The sequence below is a fragment of the Actinomadura viridis genome (genome assembly GCF_015751755.1).
GTDB classification, from domain to species: domain Bacteria; phylum Actinomycetota; class Actinomycetes; order Streptosporangiales; family Streptosporangiaceae; genus Spirillospora; species Spirillospora viridis.
Genome location: NZ_JADOUA010000001.1, coordinates 1537940 through 1555919, shown reverse-complemented (window position 1 = coordinate 1555919; position 17980 = coordinate 1537940). Strand labels below are relative to the sequence as shown.

General features: G+C 71.7%; 17 protein-coding genes. 3 read left to right on the top strand and 14 right to left on the bottom strand.

What is annotated here, in order from left to right; genetic code table 11:
* Positions 1–97 precede the first annotated feature (97 nt).
* Positions 98–661 (top strand): hypothetical protein, encoded by a 564-nt coding sequence (locus IW256_RS06770; RefSeq protein WP_197010136.1) that lies wholly within the window; start codon positions 98–100, stop codon positions 659–661.
* Entirely contained in the window at positions 658–1251 is a 594-nt protein-coding gene (locus IW256_RS06765; protein ID WP_197010135.1) for an OmpA family protein, read from the top strand. Before IW256_RS06770 ends, IW256_RS06765 begins: the two co-directional genes overlap by 4 nt.
* Before the next feature lie 28 nt (positions 1252–1279).
* Here the strand turns inward: IW256_RS06765 and IW256_RS06760 are convergent, their stop codons facing one another.
* Positions 1280–2137 carry a serine/threonine-protein kinase gene (locus tag IW256_RS06760; protein ID WP_197010134.1) on the bottom strand — a complete coding sequence of 286 codons (858 nt, stop codon included), beginning with the start codon at positions 2135–2137 and terminating at the stop codon, positions 1280–1282.
* Between the two features lie 215 nt (positions 2138–2352).
* Here IW256_RS06760 and IW256_RS06755 point away from each other — a divergent pair, with 215 nt between their 5' ends.
* Complete coding sequence (locus IW256_RS06755) at positions 2353–3969, top strand: LCP family protein (RefSeq protein ID WP_197010133.1); 1617 nt, start codon at positions 2353–2355, stop codon at positions 3967–3969.
* Between the two features lie 54 nt (positions 3970–4023).
* Here the strand turns inward: IW256_RS06755 and IW256_RS06750 are convergent, their stop codons facing one another.
* From IW256_RS06750 to IW256_RS06690, 13 genes are all read right to left on the bottom strand, one after another.
* Positions 4024–5673 carry a VWA domain-containing protein gene (locus IW256_RS06750; protein WP_197010132.1) on the bottom strand — a complete coding sequence of 550 codons (1650 nt, stop codon included), beginning with the start codon at positions 5671–5673 and terminating at the stop codon, positions 4024–4026.
* A 793-nt stretch (positions 5674–6466) separates the two neighbouring features.
* On the bottom strand, positions 6467–7087 hold the full coding sequence (locus IW256_RS06745) for an A24 family peptidase (protein WP_307828764.1): 621 nt from the start codon (positions 7085–7087) through the stop codon (positions 6467–6469).
* Positions 7088–7248: 161 nt separating this feature from the next.
* Positions 7249–7656, bottom strand: coding sequence for a hypothetical protein (locus tag IW256_RS06740; protein WP_197010131.1), 408 nt, complete (start codon positions 7654–7656; stop codon positions 7249–7251).
* A gap of 51 nt (positions 7657–7707) precedes the next feature.
* Positions 7708–8292: a hypothetical protein gene (locus tag IW256_RS06735; protein WP_197010130.1), complete on the bottom strand. Its 585-nt coding sequence runs from the start codon at positions 8290–8292 to the stop codon at positions 7708–7710.
* 94 nt (positions 8293–8386) lie between these two features.
* Positions 8387–8785 (bottom strand): DUF3592 domain-containing protein, encoded by a 399-nt coding sequence (locus IW256_RS06730; RefSeq protein ID WP_197010129.1) that lies wholly within the window; start codon positions 8783–8785, stop codon positions 8387–8389.
* Positions 8786–8821: 36 nt separating this feature from the next.
* On the bottom strand, positions 8822–10273 hold the full coding sequence (locus IW256_RS06725; RefSeq protein ID WP_197010128.1) for a hypothetical protein: 1452 nt from the start codon (positions 10271–10273) through the stop codon (positions 8822–8824).
* Between the two features lie 151 nt (positions 10274–10424).
* Positions 10425–11165 (bottom strand): hypothetical protein, encoded by a 741-nt coding sequence (locus IW256_RS06720; protein ID WP_197010127.1) that lies wholly within the window; start codon positions 11163–11165, stop codon positions 10425–10427.
* A gap of 5 nt (positions 11166–11170) precedes the next feature.
* Positions 11171–12748 carry a polymorphic toxin-type HINT domain-containing protein gene (locus IW256_RS06715; RefSeq protein ID WP_197010126.1) on the bottom strand — a complete coding sequence of 526 codons (1578 nt, stop codon included), beginning with the start codon at positions 12746–12748 and terminating at the stop codon, positions 11171–11173.
* A 264-nt stretch (positions 12749–13012) separates the two neighbouring features.
* Positions 13013–13465, bottom strand: coding sequence for a hypothetical protein (locus IW256_RS06710; protein ID WP_197010125.1), 453 nt, complete (start codon positions 13463–13465; stop codon positions 13013–13015).
* Between the two features lie 43 nt (positions 13466–13508).
* A complete protein-coding gene (locus tag IW256_RS06705; RefSeq protein WP_197010124.1) occupies positions 13509–13991 on the bottom strand; it encodes a DUF3592 domain-containing protein in 483 nt (160 codons plus the stop codon).
* A 3-nt stretch (positions 13992–13994) separates the two neighbouring features.
* A complete protein-coding gene (locus IW256_RS06700; protein WP_197010123.1) occupies positions 13995–14555 on the bottom strand; it encodes a hypothetical protein in 561 nt (186 codons plus the stop codon).
* Positions 14537–16132 (bottom strand): hypothetical protein, encoded by a 1596-nt coding sequence (locus IW256_RS06695; protein WP_197010122.1) that lies wholly within the window; start codon positions 16130–16132, stop codon positions 14537–14539. The genes IW256_RS06700 and IW256_RS06695 overlap by 19 nt, the downstream gene beginning before the upstream one ends.
* A gap of 469 nt (positions 16133–16601) precedes the next feature.
* Positions 16602–17777 carry an NlpC/P60 family protein gene (locus tag IW256_RS06690; protein ID WP_197016137.1) on the bottom strand — a complete coding sequence of 392 codons (1176 nt, stop codon included), beginning with the start codon at positions 17775–17777 and terminating at the stop codon, positions 16602–16604.
* Between the last annotated feature and the right edge of the window lie 203 nt (positions 17778–17980).

Sequence of the window (17980 nt, the reverse complement as noted above, 5' to 3'; positions counted from 1 at the left end):
TCGACCGCACAGGCCCGCTGGGTCGATATCCATCGTGCCATGAGAGCGGACGTTCGCATATGCGATCGAGGGGCTGACCCGGAGGGACGTGACGGGGATGAACATCGGGCATCGGGCCGTGCTGGCAGCGGCGCTGGCCGCACTGCTGGCCGGCTGCTCGGCGCTGCCCGGCGCCGAGGAGGAGAGCGACGGGGGGCGCGGCGGCTCCGGCGGCGACGCCGTGGCGGCGGGCCGCCCGTCCGTGGACGGCGCGGCGAAGGCCGTGGTGAGCGGCACCTTCGACACCCCGCTCGTGACGGGCGGCAAGGTCGACATCGCGATGATGGGGCTGAGGGCGCGCGGCCGGCTGGCGATGCTGACCGTGCGGCTCACCCCGCGGCTGCCCGCCGGCTTCTCCGACCAGGACCCCAGCCCCTACCGGCTCAACGGGAGCAACAGCCTCGGCACGGCGCTGATCGACCCGGTCAACCTCAAGCGGTACGTGGTGGTCAAGGACTCCAGCGGCAGGGAACTCCAGTCCAACGACATCTCCACCCAGATCGTCAACAACCAGCCTGCGGTGCTGACCTACACCTTCGCCGCGCCGCCGGAGAACGTGAAGGCGGTGGACGTCCAGTACGGCTCGTGGCCGACGTTCCGCAACATCCCGGTCGAGCGATGACGGCCGCACGCGCCGCCGTCACCGCCGCCGCGCTCGCCCTCGCCGCGCTCGCCCTGGGCGTGCCCGGGGTGGCGTCCGCCGTCCCCGGCCCGCCCTCCGATTCCGACGTGCCCGACGCGCAGCTGGCGGAGTCGATCCGCACGCTCGACCTCGGCCCCGCCGTGCGCGGCATCGACATCGCCGCGTCCGTGCTGCCGCTGGAGTCGGAGGAGACCAGCGGCGGGCGGGTCACCGTGCGCATGTCGGCGGACGTGCTGTTCGACTTCAACCAGGCCACGCTGACCGACGCCGCGCGCCGCCGGATCGGGCAGCTCGCGCCGCGGCTGCGCGGGTCCACCGGGACCGTCGAGGTGGCCGGGCACTCCGACGCCATCGGCGCGCCCGCCTACAACCAGGCCCTGTCCACCCGGCGGGCCGAGGCGGTCAAGGCCGAGCTGGTACGGCTGCTGGGCGGCTCGGCGGGCTCGCGCGTCCAGGCGAGGGGCTACGGGGAGAGCAAGCCGGTCGCCCCCAACGAGAAGGACGGCAAGGACGACCCCGAGGGCCGCGCCAAGAACCGCCGCGTCGACGTCACCTTCCAGAAGGCGTGAGCCGCCCCTTCCCGAGCCGGGGCGGAGGTCAGGCCGGGAGGGCGGGGGGCGGGCCCAGGTGGTCGAAGATCTGGAGCGGCTCGCCGTCGCGGGTCCGCACCGGGAACTCCAGCGCGAGACCGCACGCGGCCAGCTCGCGGCGGGCGAGGGCGGCGGTGGCGGTCCGGTCGCGGGGATCGGGGGCGCACAGGCGCTCGACGACCTCCCACAGCGCGCGGGACACACCGGCGGGCGGCGGTCCCGGCCGCTGGCGGGGGCGGGGGTCCCCGGCGCCCACGAGGGCGCGCCAGCCGACCATGCCCGCGGCGTACAGGTCCTGTGCGGGGCCTGAACGGTTCCAGTCAAGGACCTCGGGGGCAAGGTAGCCGGGCGTCCCCACCGCGAATCCGGTCGTCGTCAGGCGCACGCCGTCGTCGCCCAGCGCGATCCCGAAGTCGGCCAGGCGTACGTGCGGGGCACCGACGGGGCTGGGGTCCAGCAGCAGGTTGGCGGGCTTGACGTCGCGATGCACGATGCCCGCCGCGTGGATGTGGGCCAGCGCGGCGAGCACCTGGTCCAGGATCTCGGCGGCGTACGCGGGCGGCAGCCGCCCGTAGTCGCCCAGCAGCGTCTCCAGCGTCCCGCCCCGGACGAGCGGCATCGCCAGCAGCACGCCCTCGTCGGCCGGATACCACGCGTACGGCGTCAGCACGTGCGGGTGCGCCAGCCGCAGGGCACGCTCGCGGACGACGCGCAGCATCGCGGTCGTCCCCGTCCGGCGGACGAGCTTGGCCGCGCAGTAGCCGTCCCTGACCCGGTCGTGGGCGCGCCACACGCGGCCCGTTCCCCCCGTTCCGATACGGTCCAGCATGGTGAAGCGCCCGCCGATCACCCACCCCGCGCTCACGGCACCGATCGTACGGAAACCGCCCACCGAGCGCGCCCGAGCCCCGGTCCGGGACGGATCACACGGCCGAAACCGGGATCCATGGCAACGGGACGCGGCCATCGGGCATCCAACATGTGAAGGATCAGCACCCCGCACGGCGTCGGCGCACTGCCTACACTGACGAAACCCTCAGATCGAATGCCCTGGAGAGGGCCTGTCCGAGACGGGACCGGATGAGCGAGAACGAGCCCCGCCGCGACGACCTCGCGGGGGACACCGGCACCCCCGGCGGAGCGGAGACCCCCGCCCCCGCCACCGGCGAGCGAGCGGAGACCCCCGCCCCTGCCGAGAAGGACTCCGAGAAGGACTCCACAGGGGAGCCGAAGGAGCGCCCCGAGGACCCCGAGGAGAAGGGCTCCGGCGAGAAAGGCTCCACCGAGAAGAGCTCCGCGAAGAAGGACGGCAAGGCCGGAGGCCGGCCGCGCAAGGTCCGCAGCAGGAAGCAGCGGATCCTGCGGCGCACGGCCGTCGGCGCCGCGGCGCTGCTGCTGCTCACCGGGGCCGGGGCGGCCGGGTTGTACTTCGACATCATGGGCGGCATCGAGCAGAAGGACGCCAAGGAGCAGCTCGGCACCGACCGCCCGAAGAAGCTGAACAAGTCGCTGAACATCCTGCTACTCGGCTCCGACACCCGCGAGGGCGACAACGCCCGGTACGGGGCCGCCGCGGGCATGACCGGGGCGCGCTCGGACACCGCGATGCTGCTGCACCTGTCGCCCAACCGGGACCAGGCGGTCGGGATCAGCTTTCCCCGCGACTCGATGGTGAAGATCCCCGAATGCAGGAAGGACAAGGGCGGGACCGTTCCAGCGCAGTTCGGGATGCTCAACTCCGCCTTCGCGTACGCGGGTCCCACCTGCACGTGGAAGACCCTGGAGTCGCTCACCGGCATCCACATCGACCACTTCGTCCAGATCGACTTCGCCGGGTTCAAGCGGGTCGTGGACGCCCTGGACGGGGTGGAGATCTGCCTCGACAAGCCGGTGAACGATCCGCGCGCCGAGCTGTTCCTCAAGGCGGGCAAGCAGACCGTGAAGGGCGAGGACGCCCTCGGCTACGTGCGCGCCCGCTACTCGCTCGGCAACGGGTCGGACCTGGAACGGATCGAGCGCCAGCAGAAGTTCATGGCCTCGGTGGTCAACAAGGCCACCAGCAGCGAGATCCTCACCGACCCCGCCAAGACCTACAAGTTCCTCAAGGCCGCCACCAGGTCGATGACGACCGACGACGACCTCGATCTCGACTCCATGCGCAGGCTGGCCGAGGGCGTCCGGGGCATGAGCGCCGGTCAGGTCCGCTTCGTGACCGTCCCGGTGGAGCGCTACGCCCCCGATCCCAACCGGGTGCAGTGGAACGACGAGCTGGCCAAGCCGCTCTTCGAGGCCATCAGGCACGACAACGACCTGCCCGCCGAACCGGCCGGGCCCGCCAAACCCCAGCAGGCGCTGCCCAAGCCCGGCGAGGTGAAGGTCACCGTCGTCGACGCGGGCGGTGAGGACGAACTCGTCAAGCGCATCGTCAACCGGCTCAAGCGCCGCGGCTTCGACGTCGCCGGGAAGGTCGAGCGGGCCGCCGACAGCGGCGAGAGCCGCATCACCTACGCCCCGGCCGGCGAGGGCCAGGCGTCCGCGCTGGCACAGGTCGTCCCCAACGCCATGCTCACCCCGGACGCGAACGGCCCGGCGGACGGTGTGCGGCTGGTCATCGGCAAGCCGGGCGTCCGCCTCGCCCCGCCCGCGATCACCAACATCAACGGCGGCGTCAAAGCCGGCCAGAACCTCTGCAAGTGACGTTCTCCCCGCCCCCGGCCGTACTCCGGGCCCGGGGGCGGGCGAGGCGCCGGGTCAGCCGGCCGGGCAGCGGCGCGGATCGTCGCAGATCTTGAGCGCCGCCGAACGCTTGAACAGCTCGCGGATCTGCCGCGGATCGCGGATCTGGTACGCGGCGCCCCCGGTGGCCGTCGCGATGCGCTGGAGGGCGGGGAGGTCGACGGCCGGCCCGAAGGCCAGGCCGATGACCTGCACGGGGCGGGCCGGGTCGTACTCCTTCCTCAGCGCCTCCAGGAGCGCCCGCTCCGTGAGGCCGCCCGCGAAGTCGTTGCGCCCGTCGGTGAGGACCAGGACGAAGTTGAGCTTGTCGGCCCGGTACCCGGCCTTCACCGCGCGGTACGCGGCGAGCACCGAGTCGTGGAGCCCGGTGTCACCGTCCGGCTTCGCGCGGAGGCCGCCCAGGCTCCGCTGGAGGGCGGCGCGGTGGGTGCCCGCGGCGTCGACGGCGCCCAGCCTGCCGATCGGCGTCACCCGCCGGTACGGCAGGGCGCCGTCCATCCCGGTCGAGAACGTCCACACGCCCACCTCGGCGGTGTCCGGCAGCAGCGCCATCCCCTGACCGATCTCGCCGGACGTGATCGCCATCCGGGTGCGCCCGGTGCCGGGCACCGTCTCGTTCATCGACCCGGACACGTCGATCAGTGCCAGCATCCGGGTGCCCAGCCGCATCCGCCGCCACATCTCCAGCGCCTCGAGCACCGCCTGCGGGCCGGGCGGTGGCGCCATGGCCACGGGGGCGGTGACGCCGGTGACGGCCGACACCTGCCGCGCCGCCTCGCCCCCGGCCGGCCGCAGCCCGATCCTGGCCAGCTCGGCCGTGCCCGCCGCCGACTTCATCACCGCCGCCATCCGCCGGGCGGCCCCCAGCTTGGACTTCCGGGTCACCACGAGGGGGAAGTCCAGGGCGAGGGTGCGGTCGGCCGGCGTCACCGCCGCCGTGGCGGCCTCGCGCGAGGTGATCCAGAGCGCCTGCTCGGGGACGGCCACCACGGGGATCCGCCCGCCGTCCCGGGCCTTGAGCGAGTCGAGGGCGGCGCCCGAGTGCGGGGCCACACCGGCGCCGTCGCCCGCCTGGGCGCCCCGCAGGATCCGGGTGAACCCGGCCGCGGCCTTCTCCCCGCCCCCGGCGGCCTGGTGCGCCATCAGCAGGGAGATCAGGCCGCTGGCGTTCGTCTGGGGGTCGGTGATGCGGAACGCGTGCCGGGACCTGTCCGGTGCCTGGGCCAGGCCGCGCCAGGAGAGCCGCCCGGACGCCTTCACCGCGTCCTTGGGGACGGCGAACAGGACGGGCGACTCGGCCACCGACGCGACCGGCGTGGGCGCCTCGGCGCCGGTTCGCCGGGCGGCCTGCGCGGCCACCGTCAGCCAGAGGGAGGAGTCGAGGATGTACGCGTCGGCCTGCGCCTGGCCCGCGTTCCGGTCGCCGCCCAGGGCGGTCGCCATGGCGGGCGAGGTGGCGGTGCCGGCGATCACGTCCACGCACCCGCCGTCCCGGCCCTCCTCGCCGCTCGCCCGCCGTGCCAGCTCGGTGACGGCGGGCGCCACCGCCGGATCGGCGGCGAGCCGCAGCGTCACCCGGCCGTCGCATCCGCCGGGAAGGCCCGCGACGGCCACACCGGCCACGGCCGCGACCAGCGCCCCCGCCACCCCGATGAGGGCCCACAACGGCGGCCTCTTCAGCCCGCCTGCCGTCCCGCCCGCCCCTGGTCCAGGCAGCGGCGCCCGCGCCGGCGGAACGAACGGAGGGGGCGGAGGGGGCGTAGCTGCTGGAACCGGTGAAACAGGTGGAGCGGCCGGAGCAGGTGGAACCGGAGCCGGTGGAGCGGGAGGGGCTGGAGCCGGTGGAGTGGGAGCAGGTAGCGGGCTCTGAGGCGCAGGGGGTGTCGGCGGCGGCACGGGCTTCTGCACGTCCGGCGTCCCCGCGGGCGGCATTGGGCCGGGCTCCTGTCGAGTCGGCGCCGGGCCCTGCGGCGGGGCGGTCGCGGGCGGCGCGGGCAGCGGCGCCGACGGTTGGGGTGACGGCGGCGGCTCGGGCGGGGGCGGGGGCGGCGACTGCCGCTGAGGCTCGGGCCGCGCGGAAACGGCGTAGGGGAAGGCGGGAAGTGCCGGCGCACCCTCCCCCGGTTCCCCTGGTTCCCCTGGTTCCCCTGGTTCCTCCTGCTGTTCCCCTGGTTCCTCCGGCTCGTCGCCGGGCTGTGCCGCCCGCGTCGTGGGCGGCCGCCCGTCCTGTCCGGAGACCGGAGGGGTCATCGGCCGTCCTTGCGGGAGGGGCGGGGACTCGTGCGAGACCGCCGGGGTGGAGGACGGGGTCTCGTCGGTGTGATCATCAGGGGGCCGCATGATGCGTCAATTGAAGCGGCCGGGCCCATCACCCGCATGGGTCCGGGGACCCAAGGCCCCCACCGGTCACCCCCCGGGCGGCCCGAAGGGAAAGCTCACCGGCCATCGATGCGGCGCGTCAGGCGTACGCCAGGATCCCGATGAGCGCGCCGAGGAGCATGAACGGCCCGAACGGCATGGACTCCTTGCGCTTCGCCCGGCGCAGGACGAGCAGGCCCACCGCGTAGAGCCCGCCGGTCACGAACATGGCGAAGGTCCCGAGAACCCAGGCGTCCATGCCCAGCCAGCCCAGGTAGAGCCCGAGCACCCCGGACAGCTTGACGTCCCCGAACCCCAGCGCGCTGGGCACCACCACCCACTGGACGGCGAAGACCGCCCACAGCGCCGCGAGTCCGAGCAGGGCGTCCACGAACCGGCCGCCACCGCCGTCCACGACCGGCGCCGCCGCCCCGAGCAGGACGATCCCGGCGAGGTAGGAGGGGAGGGTGAGCGGGTCGGGCAGCCGCCGCAGGTGGGCGTCGATGACTCCGAGCAGCGTTCCGACCAGGCCCAGATAGAGGAAGGCGGCGAGGTCGGGGCGCCAGCCCACGCTCAGGCACAGGGCGGCCTCGGTCGCGACCGCGATGAGGAGCACCGTCAGCGGGCGGTCCCTGACCGGGGCGGTCCAGTCGGCGTGCCAGGACCACGTCGGCCGGGGTGACGGCTCCTCCACCCGCTCATCGGCCGCCTCGGTACCCACGCGTGCATCCTGGTGAGCGGACGGTGGCTTGGCCAGGGCCCCGGGGCCCAACCCAAGGGGGCGCGGGTCCACCGGGTCCACCGGGTCCACCGGGTCGCCCAGGACGCCCGGGTCGCCCAGGTTCTGGGGATTCTGTGGGTTCTCGGACACGTCCCGGCCGTTCAGGAGTGCGCCCGGCTCCGGCCGCGGCTCCGCCACCAGGCGGCGCCGAGGAAACCGAGGAGCGTGCCCAGGGCCGAACCCGCGGTCGACGCGCCGGTCCCCAGGGGTGCGGAGTCCAGGACAAGGCTGCCGGCGATTCCGAGAACGATGGTCACGACGGGCACCGGCAGGGCCGCCAAGGCGAACCGCTTCGGCTGGTCGGGGGTGGCCGTCCCGGAATGCGCCAGCGCGGCGAGCCAGGTCATGAGGATGTAGACGACCATCGCGGGCAACGCTCCCCAGACCACCGCGCCGCCCAGCCCCGTCAGGGCGTCACCCGCGTTCGCGTTGACGACGAGGGCCGCGCTGACGGTCGCCCCCACCAGGTAGACGAGGACGGCGACGCCCCATGCCTTGATCAGTTTCATCCCGTCACTCCACTCGTCTCGCCGGGCGTCTCCGGGCGGGCCGCTCCCCGTTCAGGGGACGATGGCGATGCTACGCACGATCTGCTCGACCTGGTCGGGGGCGAGCCGTGCCTGCTCTCCCGCGATGCGGACGACGACCGCGCTCTCGGTCCCGTACACGACGCTGACGTCCGTGGCACGCCGGTCGGCCGCCGCCCCCTCCTCCAAGGAGTAGGTGTAGTCCACCCGGACGGCGTCGCCGGCCCCCGGCACCGACACCTTCCGGCCGGCGCCGCGCCGGACCCCCACCGCGTTGACCTCGACACCGATGGTGACCGTGTCGGCCACCAGCCTGGCCATCGGCACCTGCGGCACCTTGGTGATCACCCCGGCCCTGGTCCCGCCGTCCTCGCCGTCCTCCTCCACCGCGTACGACCAGCCCTGCGGCGTCTGCTCCACCGGCTTCCAGCCCGCGGGATGGGCGAAGGCGACCCGTCCCGCCCGTGCCTGGATGAAACCGGACGGCACGGGCGGCGGACCGGCGGCCTTGGTCTCCTTCGCCTTCTCCGGGGAGCCACCGCCGCCGCAGCCCGCCGCGAGCACCCCCGCGGCCAGCACGGCGAGCACGGCCGCCAGTGACCGCGGCGCCTTCGCCATCACGCCCTTCCCCACGCCCACGCCCTTCCCCGATCCGGATTCCGATGCGGATTCCGATCCCGTTCCTGGTCCCGCTCCTGGTCCCGCTCCGCGTTCACCGGCCGGTCCAGATGACGATCAGCAGTACCACGCCCGCCACGGCGAGCAGCGGGCCGATCAGCAGCAGGGCCTGGTGAACCCGGACGCGTTCGGCGGTCGCCTGCGGGCGGGCCGGGTCGTAGACGACGTCGACGGACCGCCCCGGCTTCGGCCCCGGGAAGCTCGTCAGCGCGCTCACGCGTTCCACCACCTGCCCGTTCTCGGTGGTGAAGCGGAACCGCGCGGCGCGGGTGCGGACGGCCGGCCCTCCGGGGTGGAGCACGTCCTCACGGGCCACGAAGACACCGCGCGCCCTCCGCGCCCGCCGTTGCAGCCGCAACCGGTCGGCCGTCTCCAGGAGCCCGCCCCCGACGAACGCGAGGGCGACCAGGGAGCCGACGATCTGGCCGATCATCCGCACTCCTTCATGTCGCGGTCCAACCCCGGGTCGTCAGTCACGGCATTCCGGCTGGGGCAGGTAGGGGCGGGTGCCGTCCGGCCTCGGGGCGCCGAGGTAGTGGCCCTCGTTCGCGCTCATGCTCAACTCCGTGGTGGCGTAGCTCAGCCCCAGTTTGATCCCGAGTTTCACGCCCGCGCCCCAGAGGGAGTTGACCTGGTCGTAGTCGCTGGTCACCTTGGACGTCTTGCCATTCTCGTACAGCAGGCGCTGCAACGGCGAGGCGTCGGGACCCGGGTCGGTCGTCGGGGCCATGTCGTTGAAGGTGAGCGCGAGGGTCTGCCCGCCCGGCCCGCCGGAGGCCGGGTGGAGCAGGTAGTTGAGAACCGTCATCCGCTCCTCGTCGGTGCGCAGCGGCAGATCCGTGGTGATCCCGGTCGCCTGCCCGTTCACGACGTGCCGCTGCGTGAACGAGACCGAGGTCAACACGCCGTTCTTGTCGCGGGTCAGCGACATGATGCCCGTGGCGTTGACGCGGCCCTGCGGCCCGTTCACCCCGTAGTTGGCGCCGTAGTTGAACTCGCCGCGGATCATCAACTGCACCGAGGTCTCGCCGGTTCTCTCGTTGAACGACAGGACCGCCTTCTCGTTGCCGTTGACGGCGGCCCACGCGGAGGTGTTGGGGCTGAGCCAGTCCGATCCCCGGCTGTCGCGCGGGTTCGGCTCCGTCCCCTCCGGGTCGGTGAAGCGGTCCGGCTTGCGGTGCCTGCCCTGGGGGTCCTTCATTCCGGCGCTCAACATGCCCCAGACCCCGGCGTACAGGTCGAACTCGCCCTCGAAGCGCCGGATCTGCGGGTCGGGGATGTCGGGCCCGGCGAAGTAGTCATAGATGTTGCCGCCGATGTAGCCGAGCGGGCCGCCGTTCTCCTTGACCGCGTCGATGCCGTACTGCTCCTGGATCTGGTCCTGGAACCGGTCGGCCTGCTGCTCGGCGTCGGGGCCGGTGAACTCCCAGCCCTCTCCGATACCGACCCTGCCCTTGGCCTCGGCGACGGCGTCGACACCGGCGTTGAAGAACCGGCCGAGGTTCAGACCGGCCCCGACCCCGGTGCCGACCCCGCCGGTCACGCCCTTGATGGCGAGGATGGTCACGGTCTTGGTGCCGTCCGGCGCGACGGTGGTGATCCGCAGGAACGTGTAGTCTCTGCCGACCCGGAAGATCAGCGCCTCCACGTTGCCGCCGTGGCTGCTGACTCCCAGATTGGTCAGACACGTGGTCCGGTAGTCCCGATCCTGCGGCATCTCGCAGTCGATGACGCCTTCGACCTTCGCGACCTTGCAGATGGCGTACTTGATGCCCCCGACCACCAGGCCGCCCATGCTGGACGTGACCATGGCGGCGGCGACGAGGACGATGAGAAGGATCACCACGAGGTAGTTGATGGCACCTTCACCGCGTTCGCCGGGGATTCGCCCGGCCTTCACGCGCCGTTCAAGTGGGGACATAAGCGGACGCTAACCCTGCGTACCTGGCCAGGACTTGAGTCCTAGGACCTAAATACGGAAGCGGGCCCGCCTTTGGGCCTGCGAACGTGGTATCGCGCCGGACAGGCGCTCCCGCGCCGGCTCGCCGGGCGGGACGCCGGGCGGGACCCGGTCAGCCGGTCGCCCGGAACACGCTCACGAAGCTCAGAAGGCCGTCCGCGAACTCGAGCCGGACCCGCCGGCCGTCCCCCCAGAAGTCGGCGCCCCGATCGCCGGGGGACGCGCCGGGCGTCCGTCCGAAGCCGGCGTCGCCCAGCGCGCGGAGCGCCGCCGCCTCGGGCACGGGGGCCGGCCGGGGAGACGCCACGGCCGTCAGCCCCGGCCACCGGACGCCGCCCGGGCGGAGACGGACCGCGAGGCCGATCAGCGTGTCGCCCTCGAAGGCCAGCGACACATCACCCGCCTCCACGAGTCCCGGCGCCCTGACGCGAGGCCGGCCGAGCACGACCAGGACGTCGGAGCGGTGCATGCCGAGTGCCAGACCGGCCAGGCGCCCGCCGCGCGCCACGTCGAGCAGCGCCTCCACCGCTTCCTCCCTATCCCGCGACGGAGGGGCCTCCTCCCGCGAGGGAAGGGCCTCCTCCCGCGAGGAAGGGGACTCCTCCCGCGAGGGAGGGGAATCGGCGGCGCGCTCGATGGCATTCCAGGGATTGCCCTCTTCCGGCAGCAGGTCGGTGAGGTAGAAGAAGTTCGCCACCGAACGGTCCTGGCCCGGCAGCCAGACCGCGTCGCACTCCTCACAGAGCCAGAAATCCTTACGGGTGGTGCTCGCGAGATATCGCCTGATGACCCCCTGACCGCAGTCGGGGCATATCTCGACGCCCTCGCCCACCGGCACCACCCTTCTCGTCACCGGATTCAGAGGCTCCTGGTCAGCTGCGGGAAGGCCGTGACGACCTCGTTGCCGTTCTGCACCACCACCCGGATGAACTTCTCACCCTGCGTGCCCACGGTCCGGCCCATGGGAATGATATACACCTGCCGATTCCCTTGCTGGATGGGCGTGACCGAGTGCCGTTTCGACCATGCCTCGTCGACGTAGTCCAGCACTCCCTTGTCGGCTTTGAAGACCGAATGCAGCGGCTTGTTCAGGTTCTCGCGACCGTGCTCCAGGACATGCAGGATCCGGTGCCCTTCGGCGGATCCGTCCCCGTACACCAGCCCTTCGGGAGAGCGGTACCTGTTCCCGGGGCCGGGGAGCTTGCTGAGGGCGACGCACGACGGCGCCGTCTCGTTGTGGACGAGGATCCGCCCGCCGCCGGCCACGACGAAGAACGTGTGGAGGCCGGCGACGGTGAGGTCACGCACCTCCGGGCGTCCCGGGACGCGGACGGTGCCCAGAACGCGCAGCGCCTCACCGTCCGGACCTCGCAGCCAGGACCCGGCGGTCAGCTCGTCGGCGCGCTTCCAGGCACGGCGGCCCGCGTCCCAGAAACGGTGGTGCTCGGTGGCGGTGACCGCGCCGGTGCGGGCGCCCCGCCCACCGTCGACGTCGACGACCACCCGGACGAGGCTTTCGTACCGGTCGCCCCCGAACGCGGCCGTGACCGTGTCCGCGTTCACACGACCGCTCACGGGATCACCGGCCAGGACCCGGTCCCCCGGCCTGATCCGTTCGATCGCGCGCCGCGTCCCGTCGGCCATCAGGACCTGCGTCCCGAGAACGAAACTGTTCTGTCCGCACACCCGCGCCAGCGCGTCGTCGACGCGCCTGCCCAGCGCCTCGGACTTCCTCCGCAGCAGGTCGTCCAGGTTCTTCCTGGCCTGGTCACGTAGTCCGCGGAGCCTTTCCAGCCGCCGCTTCAGGTCGAGGAACCGATCGGCGAGTTTGATCAGCTTCGGAATGGTCTTGAGAAGCTTGCCGATCTTCCCCCACGGTACGACGCTCACCAGGGCCCACAGGCAGTCACCGAAGTTCGGTTTCTGGATGCACTTCTGGATGTCGCCGAAGAGGAAGTCCATGCCGAGCTTCTTCAGCTCTTCCAGGAGGTCGAAGTTCTCCCATTCGTCCTCGACGCCCTCGGCGTCGCGCTGCGCGCGGTCGAACGCGTCCTGGAGCGCCTGGACCTCCGGGTCGGCGGGCGGGTCACCGCCGTCGTAGTCGATCGGGGGCGTCCCGCCCGGCGGCGGAGTGGAGTCGGCGGGCCCGGGAGAAGGGCTCCCTGAGGGAGCCCCCGAGGGACTTCCCGAGGGAGTTCCCGAAGGAGTTCCCGAGGGAGGCGTCGATGGACTGCCCGAGGGTGAGGCACCGGCACCGGGTGACGTCTCCGGGTCGCATCTCTGCCCGACGACCCGGCAGAGCCCGCCCTTCACCCCGGACGTCACCGTCTCCGGCAGTGCCACCACGGTCACCGCCGCCGCGACCGACGCGATGAGCAGGATCACACCGATGTACGAAAGGGCACCCTCGCCCCGGTCGCCGGCCCGCCTCCCCATCCAAACGCCTCCCGATCGGGGCGAGGTCTCTCCGACCGATCACGAAAGCACGAAGCGCCGCGGAAGGCACGGGCCAAGAGATAAGTCGTCCGGTTCCGGACGCCAATTCAGGACTCCAATATGAAATGCCCGAAACCACCTTTATCGGTCCGCCGCCACCGGCGCTCAATGATCAATAGAGGTGCGGCACGTACGGCGATCTTGGTCCCATTTTCGGTTCACCGAAATGGAAGGACCGTCGCCACATCGCGGTCCGGAAAGGCGTCACCGGCGCCGATCACCGGGCCGGACGGTCAGGGGCGCGCGGTGGAGGCGCGGCCCGCCGTGGTGCCGGCCGGCCAGGGCGGCTCCGAGAACGGAACCCAGGACGGCCGCGCACACGGGCAGCAGCAGGACGGCCGACTCCCCCTGCGCCACGACTCCCATCTGGGTCAGGGCGCTCACCAGCACCGGCCCCGCGCAGGCGATGATCGCGGCAAGGGGGCCCGGCCCGGAGGAGGGACGCAGCCGGCGCGCCGACGCCCGGGCTCCGAAGAACCCCAGCAGCCCGTGCAGCCCGACCGCGATCACGACGGACGTCCACAGGAAACTGGCCGTCCCCGAGGTGTCCGGAACGGCCGCGATCACTACCGCGGTCACCAGCGCCGCGGCCACCGTCCCGCACAGCGCGATCAGCGCGCCCCACGCGAAGGCGACGAACCCGTTGCGGACCCCCACGACGCCACTCCCCTCGCCCATAGCCTGCGACCGATCCCGCCGTTCAGCCGGGAAGGTGATCGCGCCAGAAGAAGTACGACAGCACCGCCCCGACCAGGGCCATCACCAGGGCCGTGACCGGCGCCGCGGCGGCGGACCGGTGGAGCCGCGCGTCCGAGGGGCCGGCCGGGTCGTACAGGATCCGCACCTCGGACCCGAGCGGGCGGCACGGGGCGCGGTCGTCGGTGAAGAGCCGTTCGGCCCCGTCCAGCGCGGTGTAACGGACGGTGAGGGTGCACGACGGCTCGTCCGGTCCGTTGTCCACGCACCGTTCGACGACGCCCACCGCGCGGACGGCCCTGCCCCGGAAGCGCACCTGAGCCACCAGGTGCACCGGCGCGGCGAGCACCAGGGCCGGGCCGCCGACCCCCATGACCAGCGTCTTCAGCCACGGCCCCGGAACCAGCGAGAACGCCGCGAAGACCGCGAGCACCACCAGCCCGCCCACGGACCAGAGCACCAGGCGCCGCGCGGTCGATCCGTGCATCGGTCATTTCTCCCGGAGTCTGAACGTCTCGAATATCTCAGGCATCCGGGGCGCCGAGGCCCCCGTCCTCGGCCAACGGAGCATGAACTCCACGAGAACGTCCCGGTCGGTCATCGCGTACACGCCCAGCAGGGTGAACGGCACCCGGGCACCGTCTCCGGCCTCGACCTCGTAGGCGGCCTCGAACCGGCGCGCCCGCACCGCTCCCGCGATCTCGACCGGGCGGTCGGCGGTGATCCGGTAGCGGTTGAGCAGCGCCAGCCCGCGGAACTGCGACAGCGCGGTGTCCAGGCCGGCGGCGAAGCCGCCGTACCCGGCGACGTGCACCTGGCCGTCCACGACGCCCGACGGGAGCACCGGGCCCTCGAACCGAAGCACGGGACGTCCCCGCTCGTCCTTCTCCTCGACGCGCCGCCACCCGGCCGGGTAGGAGAAGCTGTACAGGCCGGTCCGGTGGCCCTGGAAGCCTGCGGGAACGGGCGCCGGCTCGCCGCCCCCCGCGCACCCTGCCGGCGGCAGGGCCAGGAGGACGGCGACCGCCAGCCTCACCGGCAGCTTCGCCATGGCACCCACCCGGCTCCCGGCTTGAAGTAATGGGCGCTCTGAAGCGTGTGCCGCTCCGACTCGCGGCCGATCTCGAAGACGCCCCAGCGCGTCTTGGGCCGCCCGCCCTCGGCACCCCTGCCTTCGAGCTTGGTGGTGTCGCCGGTGTTGTCGTACGTGGTGCGTCCCATGGTCCCGGCCCCCTCGTCCCAGGCCCGCTCGACCCGGCCGGTGTCGCCGTCCAGGAGGTAGCGATCGATGATCTCCCTGTCCTCCTGCCTGGAGTGGTCGAGCCGCTTCTCGGTCAGGGTGCGCTGCGCGAAGAGGATCCACTGCTTGCCCGCCGTCCCGTCGAGGCGGTCACCGTCCGCGTTGCCCGACTCGACCTTGGCGTCCACCCGGGCGTAGAGGATGTCCTGCCCGTTCCGCACCTGCGAGAGCCCGACGACGTTGCCGTCCTTGTCCTCGGTGACGGCCCACGTCGTACCGCCGCGATGCTTGTAGTTCAGGCCGATGCTCGGATTGACCTTGATGGCGGCCTTCAACTGCGCCCGATGCTCCGGGAGAAGCAGGAAATCGTTCCCGAACTCGCTTTTGAAACGCCTTTCGATCGCCGTCAGAACGGCCTCCAGCCCGTCCTCCATCCCCTGCTGCGCCCGTTGCCGCAACGGCGCGGGGAGCCTTTGGACGATGTCGCCGACCTCCACCTGGACTCCGGCCTCGAACTCGCCCCGCTGGGTGTAGTAGGTGGTGCGTTCCCCGTTCTGGAGATTGGCCTCCGAGCCGGACACCAGCCAGCCCCGCCCTTTCAGGGGCACCTTCACCCGCGACAGCCTCAGCTCCGCCTTGAACCCCCCGGTGACGCCGCCCTCCATGTACTCGGCCGTCGGCGGCCGGTCGGGCTCGCTGCCGCCCATGTAACGATCGAAGTCGTCACCGACCCACGGCAGTCTGGTCCCGAGCCAAACGAACCCGCCCGTCAGCGGGTTGGTCCGCAGCGAGAACTTGACCTCGCTTCCGATCCGGTGATTCCTCAGATCGTCGAAGAAGCGGCGAGCCTCCTCCTCGGTCCTGAACCCCCCGTAGACCTTGCCGTTGGTGAGCATCAGCCCGCCCCAGACGCCGCCCTTGACCGGCCCGCCGCCCACGTCCGGAGTCGCCACACCGCCCTCGCCCCAGGTGAAGTCGACGACCTCCCAGACCACCTTGCCGTCGGGCCCCACACGCTTGTTGAGCTGCAGGGTCCCGCGGCTGTTGGTACGGACGTCCACGCGCTTGGTCGGGATCGTGAGCGTCTCTTCCAGGTAGGTGGTCTCGGAATGGGCGAGACACGGCTGAACGGGCGCGTCCGGATCCAGCGCCTGCGGATTCCGTCCGTTCGGATCGGGTGGCGGGCACTCGTCCACCAGGCCCCCGGACTGGGCCACCTTGCAGATCCCCGCGCCGACGTACCCGACGATCCGACCGCCGGCCCCGGACAGCACGAGAGCCGCGGCGACCAAGGCCAGCAGCAGGATCGCCGCCAGGTACCCGACCGGCCCTTCCCCCCGGTCGGGCCGGACCGGCCGCCCCCGCACCACGCCATCTCGTTCGCGCACGCCAGGAACGGTGCCATTATCCGGCACATCAGGAATTGAGTCCGCGGGCCCATTTCAGACCCAATTCGCAAATGTCGATGCGACTCTATTAAATGTTCCCCATAAAGAGAGAGGACATTTTCTGCGCGTTTACCTCGTGGCCATGTCCGCGGCGGCGCACGCTTGCAATGGGCCGCTCCCGTGGGCGTACGGCAACGCTTCGCAAGGATCAGAGGGACGCGGGCCCACCCGGACAGGACACCGAGCCCCGTATCAAGGCCGGTACGGACTTGGGAGCGATGCGCGACGCATCGCGCATGGGAACGACCGTTGGGCCCCCGGGCCCAAACGTGGGTCCAGGGGCCCAGTTAGCCCGTTGCAAGGGCCCAGTGAGGGGTGGGCCTCAGAGCCCGGTCGTTCCCGCACGTCGCCCGTCCGCCCACTGAGGTTGGCCGCCGTCAGGCCGACCACGACGACCCGTCGAGCGTTCTCAGCGATCCCCGGCCGGCGGTGGGACGTGCACGCCCGCATAGAACCCGCGGCCCTCGATAGGTGCCACTCTCACTCTCAGGCCAGTGCTTGGTGCCTCGACCATCATTCCGCCTCCGGCGTAGACGGCCACATGCCCGGGATTGGGGAATATGAGGTCACCGGGCCGCAGCTGGCTCACCGAATGCAGCCGCACCCCGAAATTGACCTGGTAGTAGGTGGTCCGGGGAAGGAGGATCTTGCCACCGGATGCCTGGTACACGGCGTACTGGGTGAGCCCGGAGCAGTCGAAGCCGACCGTGTTGGTCCCGCTGTAGCCGCCAGGTGAGCAGCAGATGCCCGTGCTGGGGCCCCTAGGACCTCCGCCTCCCCACGAGTACGGCGTGCCGAGCCAGCACTTGGCCCACAGGACGATCCGCTCACCGAACGGGACGCTCTTGTCAGGCTTGGGGCCGTCCTTACGGCACTCTCCCTCGACATAGGGACCGGAGGGAAGGCCGGAGTCCGGCATACCGGTGTACTTCTCCGCGGCCTCCTTGGCCACGAGGCGGACCTTGAAGAGCCGCAGCGCCCGCTCACGGGGGACCCCGCCTCCATTGGCTCGCCAGACGATGACACGATCACATCGCATCCGCGCGGGCGAGCCCCCTTCACCGCCCACCCCGGCGACCTGGCCTTCGTACCGGCACTCGGGAAGGCGAAGCTCGGCGATCGCGGTGGCGGTCCCCCGCCCCTTGGAGATTCCGGTCTTGCCACCCCGGTCGGTGCAGATGTTGCGATTGTTCGCCAGATCCTCGCGGTCCTTGGCCGTCAACTCCTTCTCGTCTTTGAGAAAGCAGTCCTCGGTCTGAACGCTGGCCTTCATCGTCTCGCCGAGAATACCGCTGGGACGCACTTTCCCTGCCAGTTGCGCACCATTGCGCTTGGCATAGTCCGCGGCCTTGCGGTTATAAATCGGATTCGGAGCGTTCTCGTTCGGCTCGACGGTCCACAGCCCGGCGCTCCCGGGCAGGTCCCCGTTGAGCGCCCTGCTCAGCGCCGCGTCGCGCAGCGGTGTCACCGCGGCGATCGCGGCGGCGTCCGCGGCGATCTGCGCGCGGGAGCGCATGTCGTTGGCCTGGGCCACCTGAATGGCCAGGACGCTGAGCCCCAGGGCGCACACCATCGCGAGCAGCATGACGATCTGTGTGGAGCCCTCATCGCGGCGGTGGCCCCGAAAGCGCGCAAGCCTCACGAAAGCTACTCCAGTGTCCAGAGTCGGATGGTCCCCACGCGAAGCTAAGGAATCACCCACACCAAGTAAAGGGCCTCAGGGCCCAAATGCACGCCGATCCTCCGATCACCGGCGCTCCGGACCCTTACCGTGAGGGAGATCAGCCC

What these genes read in the sequence shown, in the direction of transcription:
- IW256_RS06700 (WP_197010123.1), bottom strand. Translation starts at nt 14,555, where the DNA reads ATGGCGAAGCTGCCGGTGAGGCTGGCGGTCGCCGTCCTCCTGGCCCTG.
- IW256_RS06690 (WP_197016137.1), bottom strand. Translation starts at nt 17,777, where the DNA reads ATGCTGCTCGCGATGGTGTGCGCCCTGGGGCTCAGCGTCCTGGCCATT.
- IW256_RS06715 (WP_197010126.1), bottom strand. Translation starts at nt 12,748, where the DNA reads ATGGGGAGGCGGGCCGGCGACCGGGGCGAGGGTGCCCTTTCGTACATC.
- IW256_RS06740 (WP_197010131.1), bottom strand. Translation starts at nt 7,656, where the DNA reads ATGAAACTGATCAAGGCATGGGGCGTCGCCGTCCTCGTCTACCTGGTG.
- IW256_RS06730 (WP_197010129.1), bottom strand. Translation starts at nt 8,785, where the DNA reads ATGATCGGCCAGATCGTCGGCTCCCTGGTCGCCCTCGCGTTCGTCGGG.
- IW256_RS06770 (WP_197010136.1), top strand. Translation starts at nt 98, where the DNA reads ATGAACATCGGGCATCGGGCCGTGCTGGCAGCGGCGCTGGCCGCACTG.
- IW256_RS06735 (WP_197010130.1), bottom strand. Translation starts at nt 8,292, where the DNA reads ATGGCGAAGGCGCCGCGGTCACTGGCGGCCGTGCTCGCCGTGCTGGCC.
- IW256_RS06705 (WP_197010124.1), bottom strand. Translation starts at nt 13,991, where the DNA reads ATGCACGGATCGACCGCGCGGCGCCTGGTGCTCTGGTCCGTGGGCGGG.
- IW256_RS06755 (WP_197010133.1), top strand. Translation starts at nt 2,353, where the DNA reads ATGAGCGAGAACGAGCCCCGCCGCGACGACCTCGCGGGGGACACCGGC.
- IW256_RS06725 (WP_197010128.1), bottom strand. Translation starts at nt 10,273, where the DNA reads ATGTCCCCACTTGAACGGCGCGTGAAGGCCGGGCGAATCCCCGGCGAA.
- IW256_RS06765 (WP_197010135.1), top strand. Translation starts at nt 658, where the DNA reads ATGACGGCCGCACGCGCCGCCGTCACCGCCGCCGCGCTCGCCCTCGCC.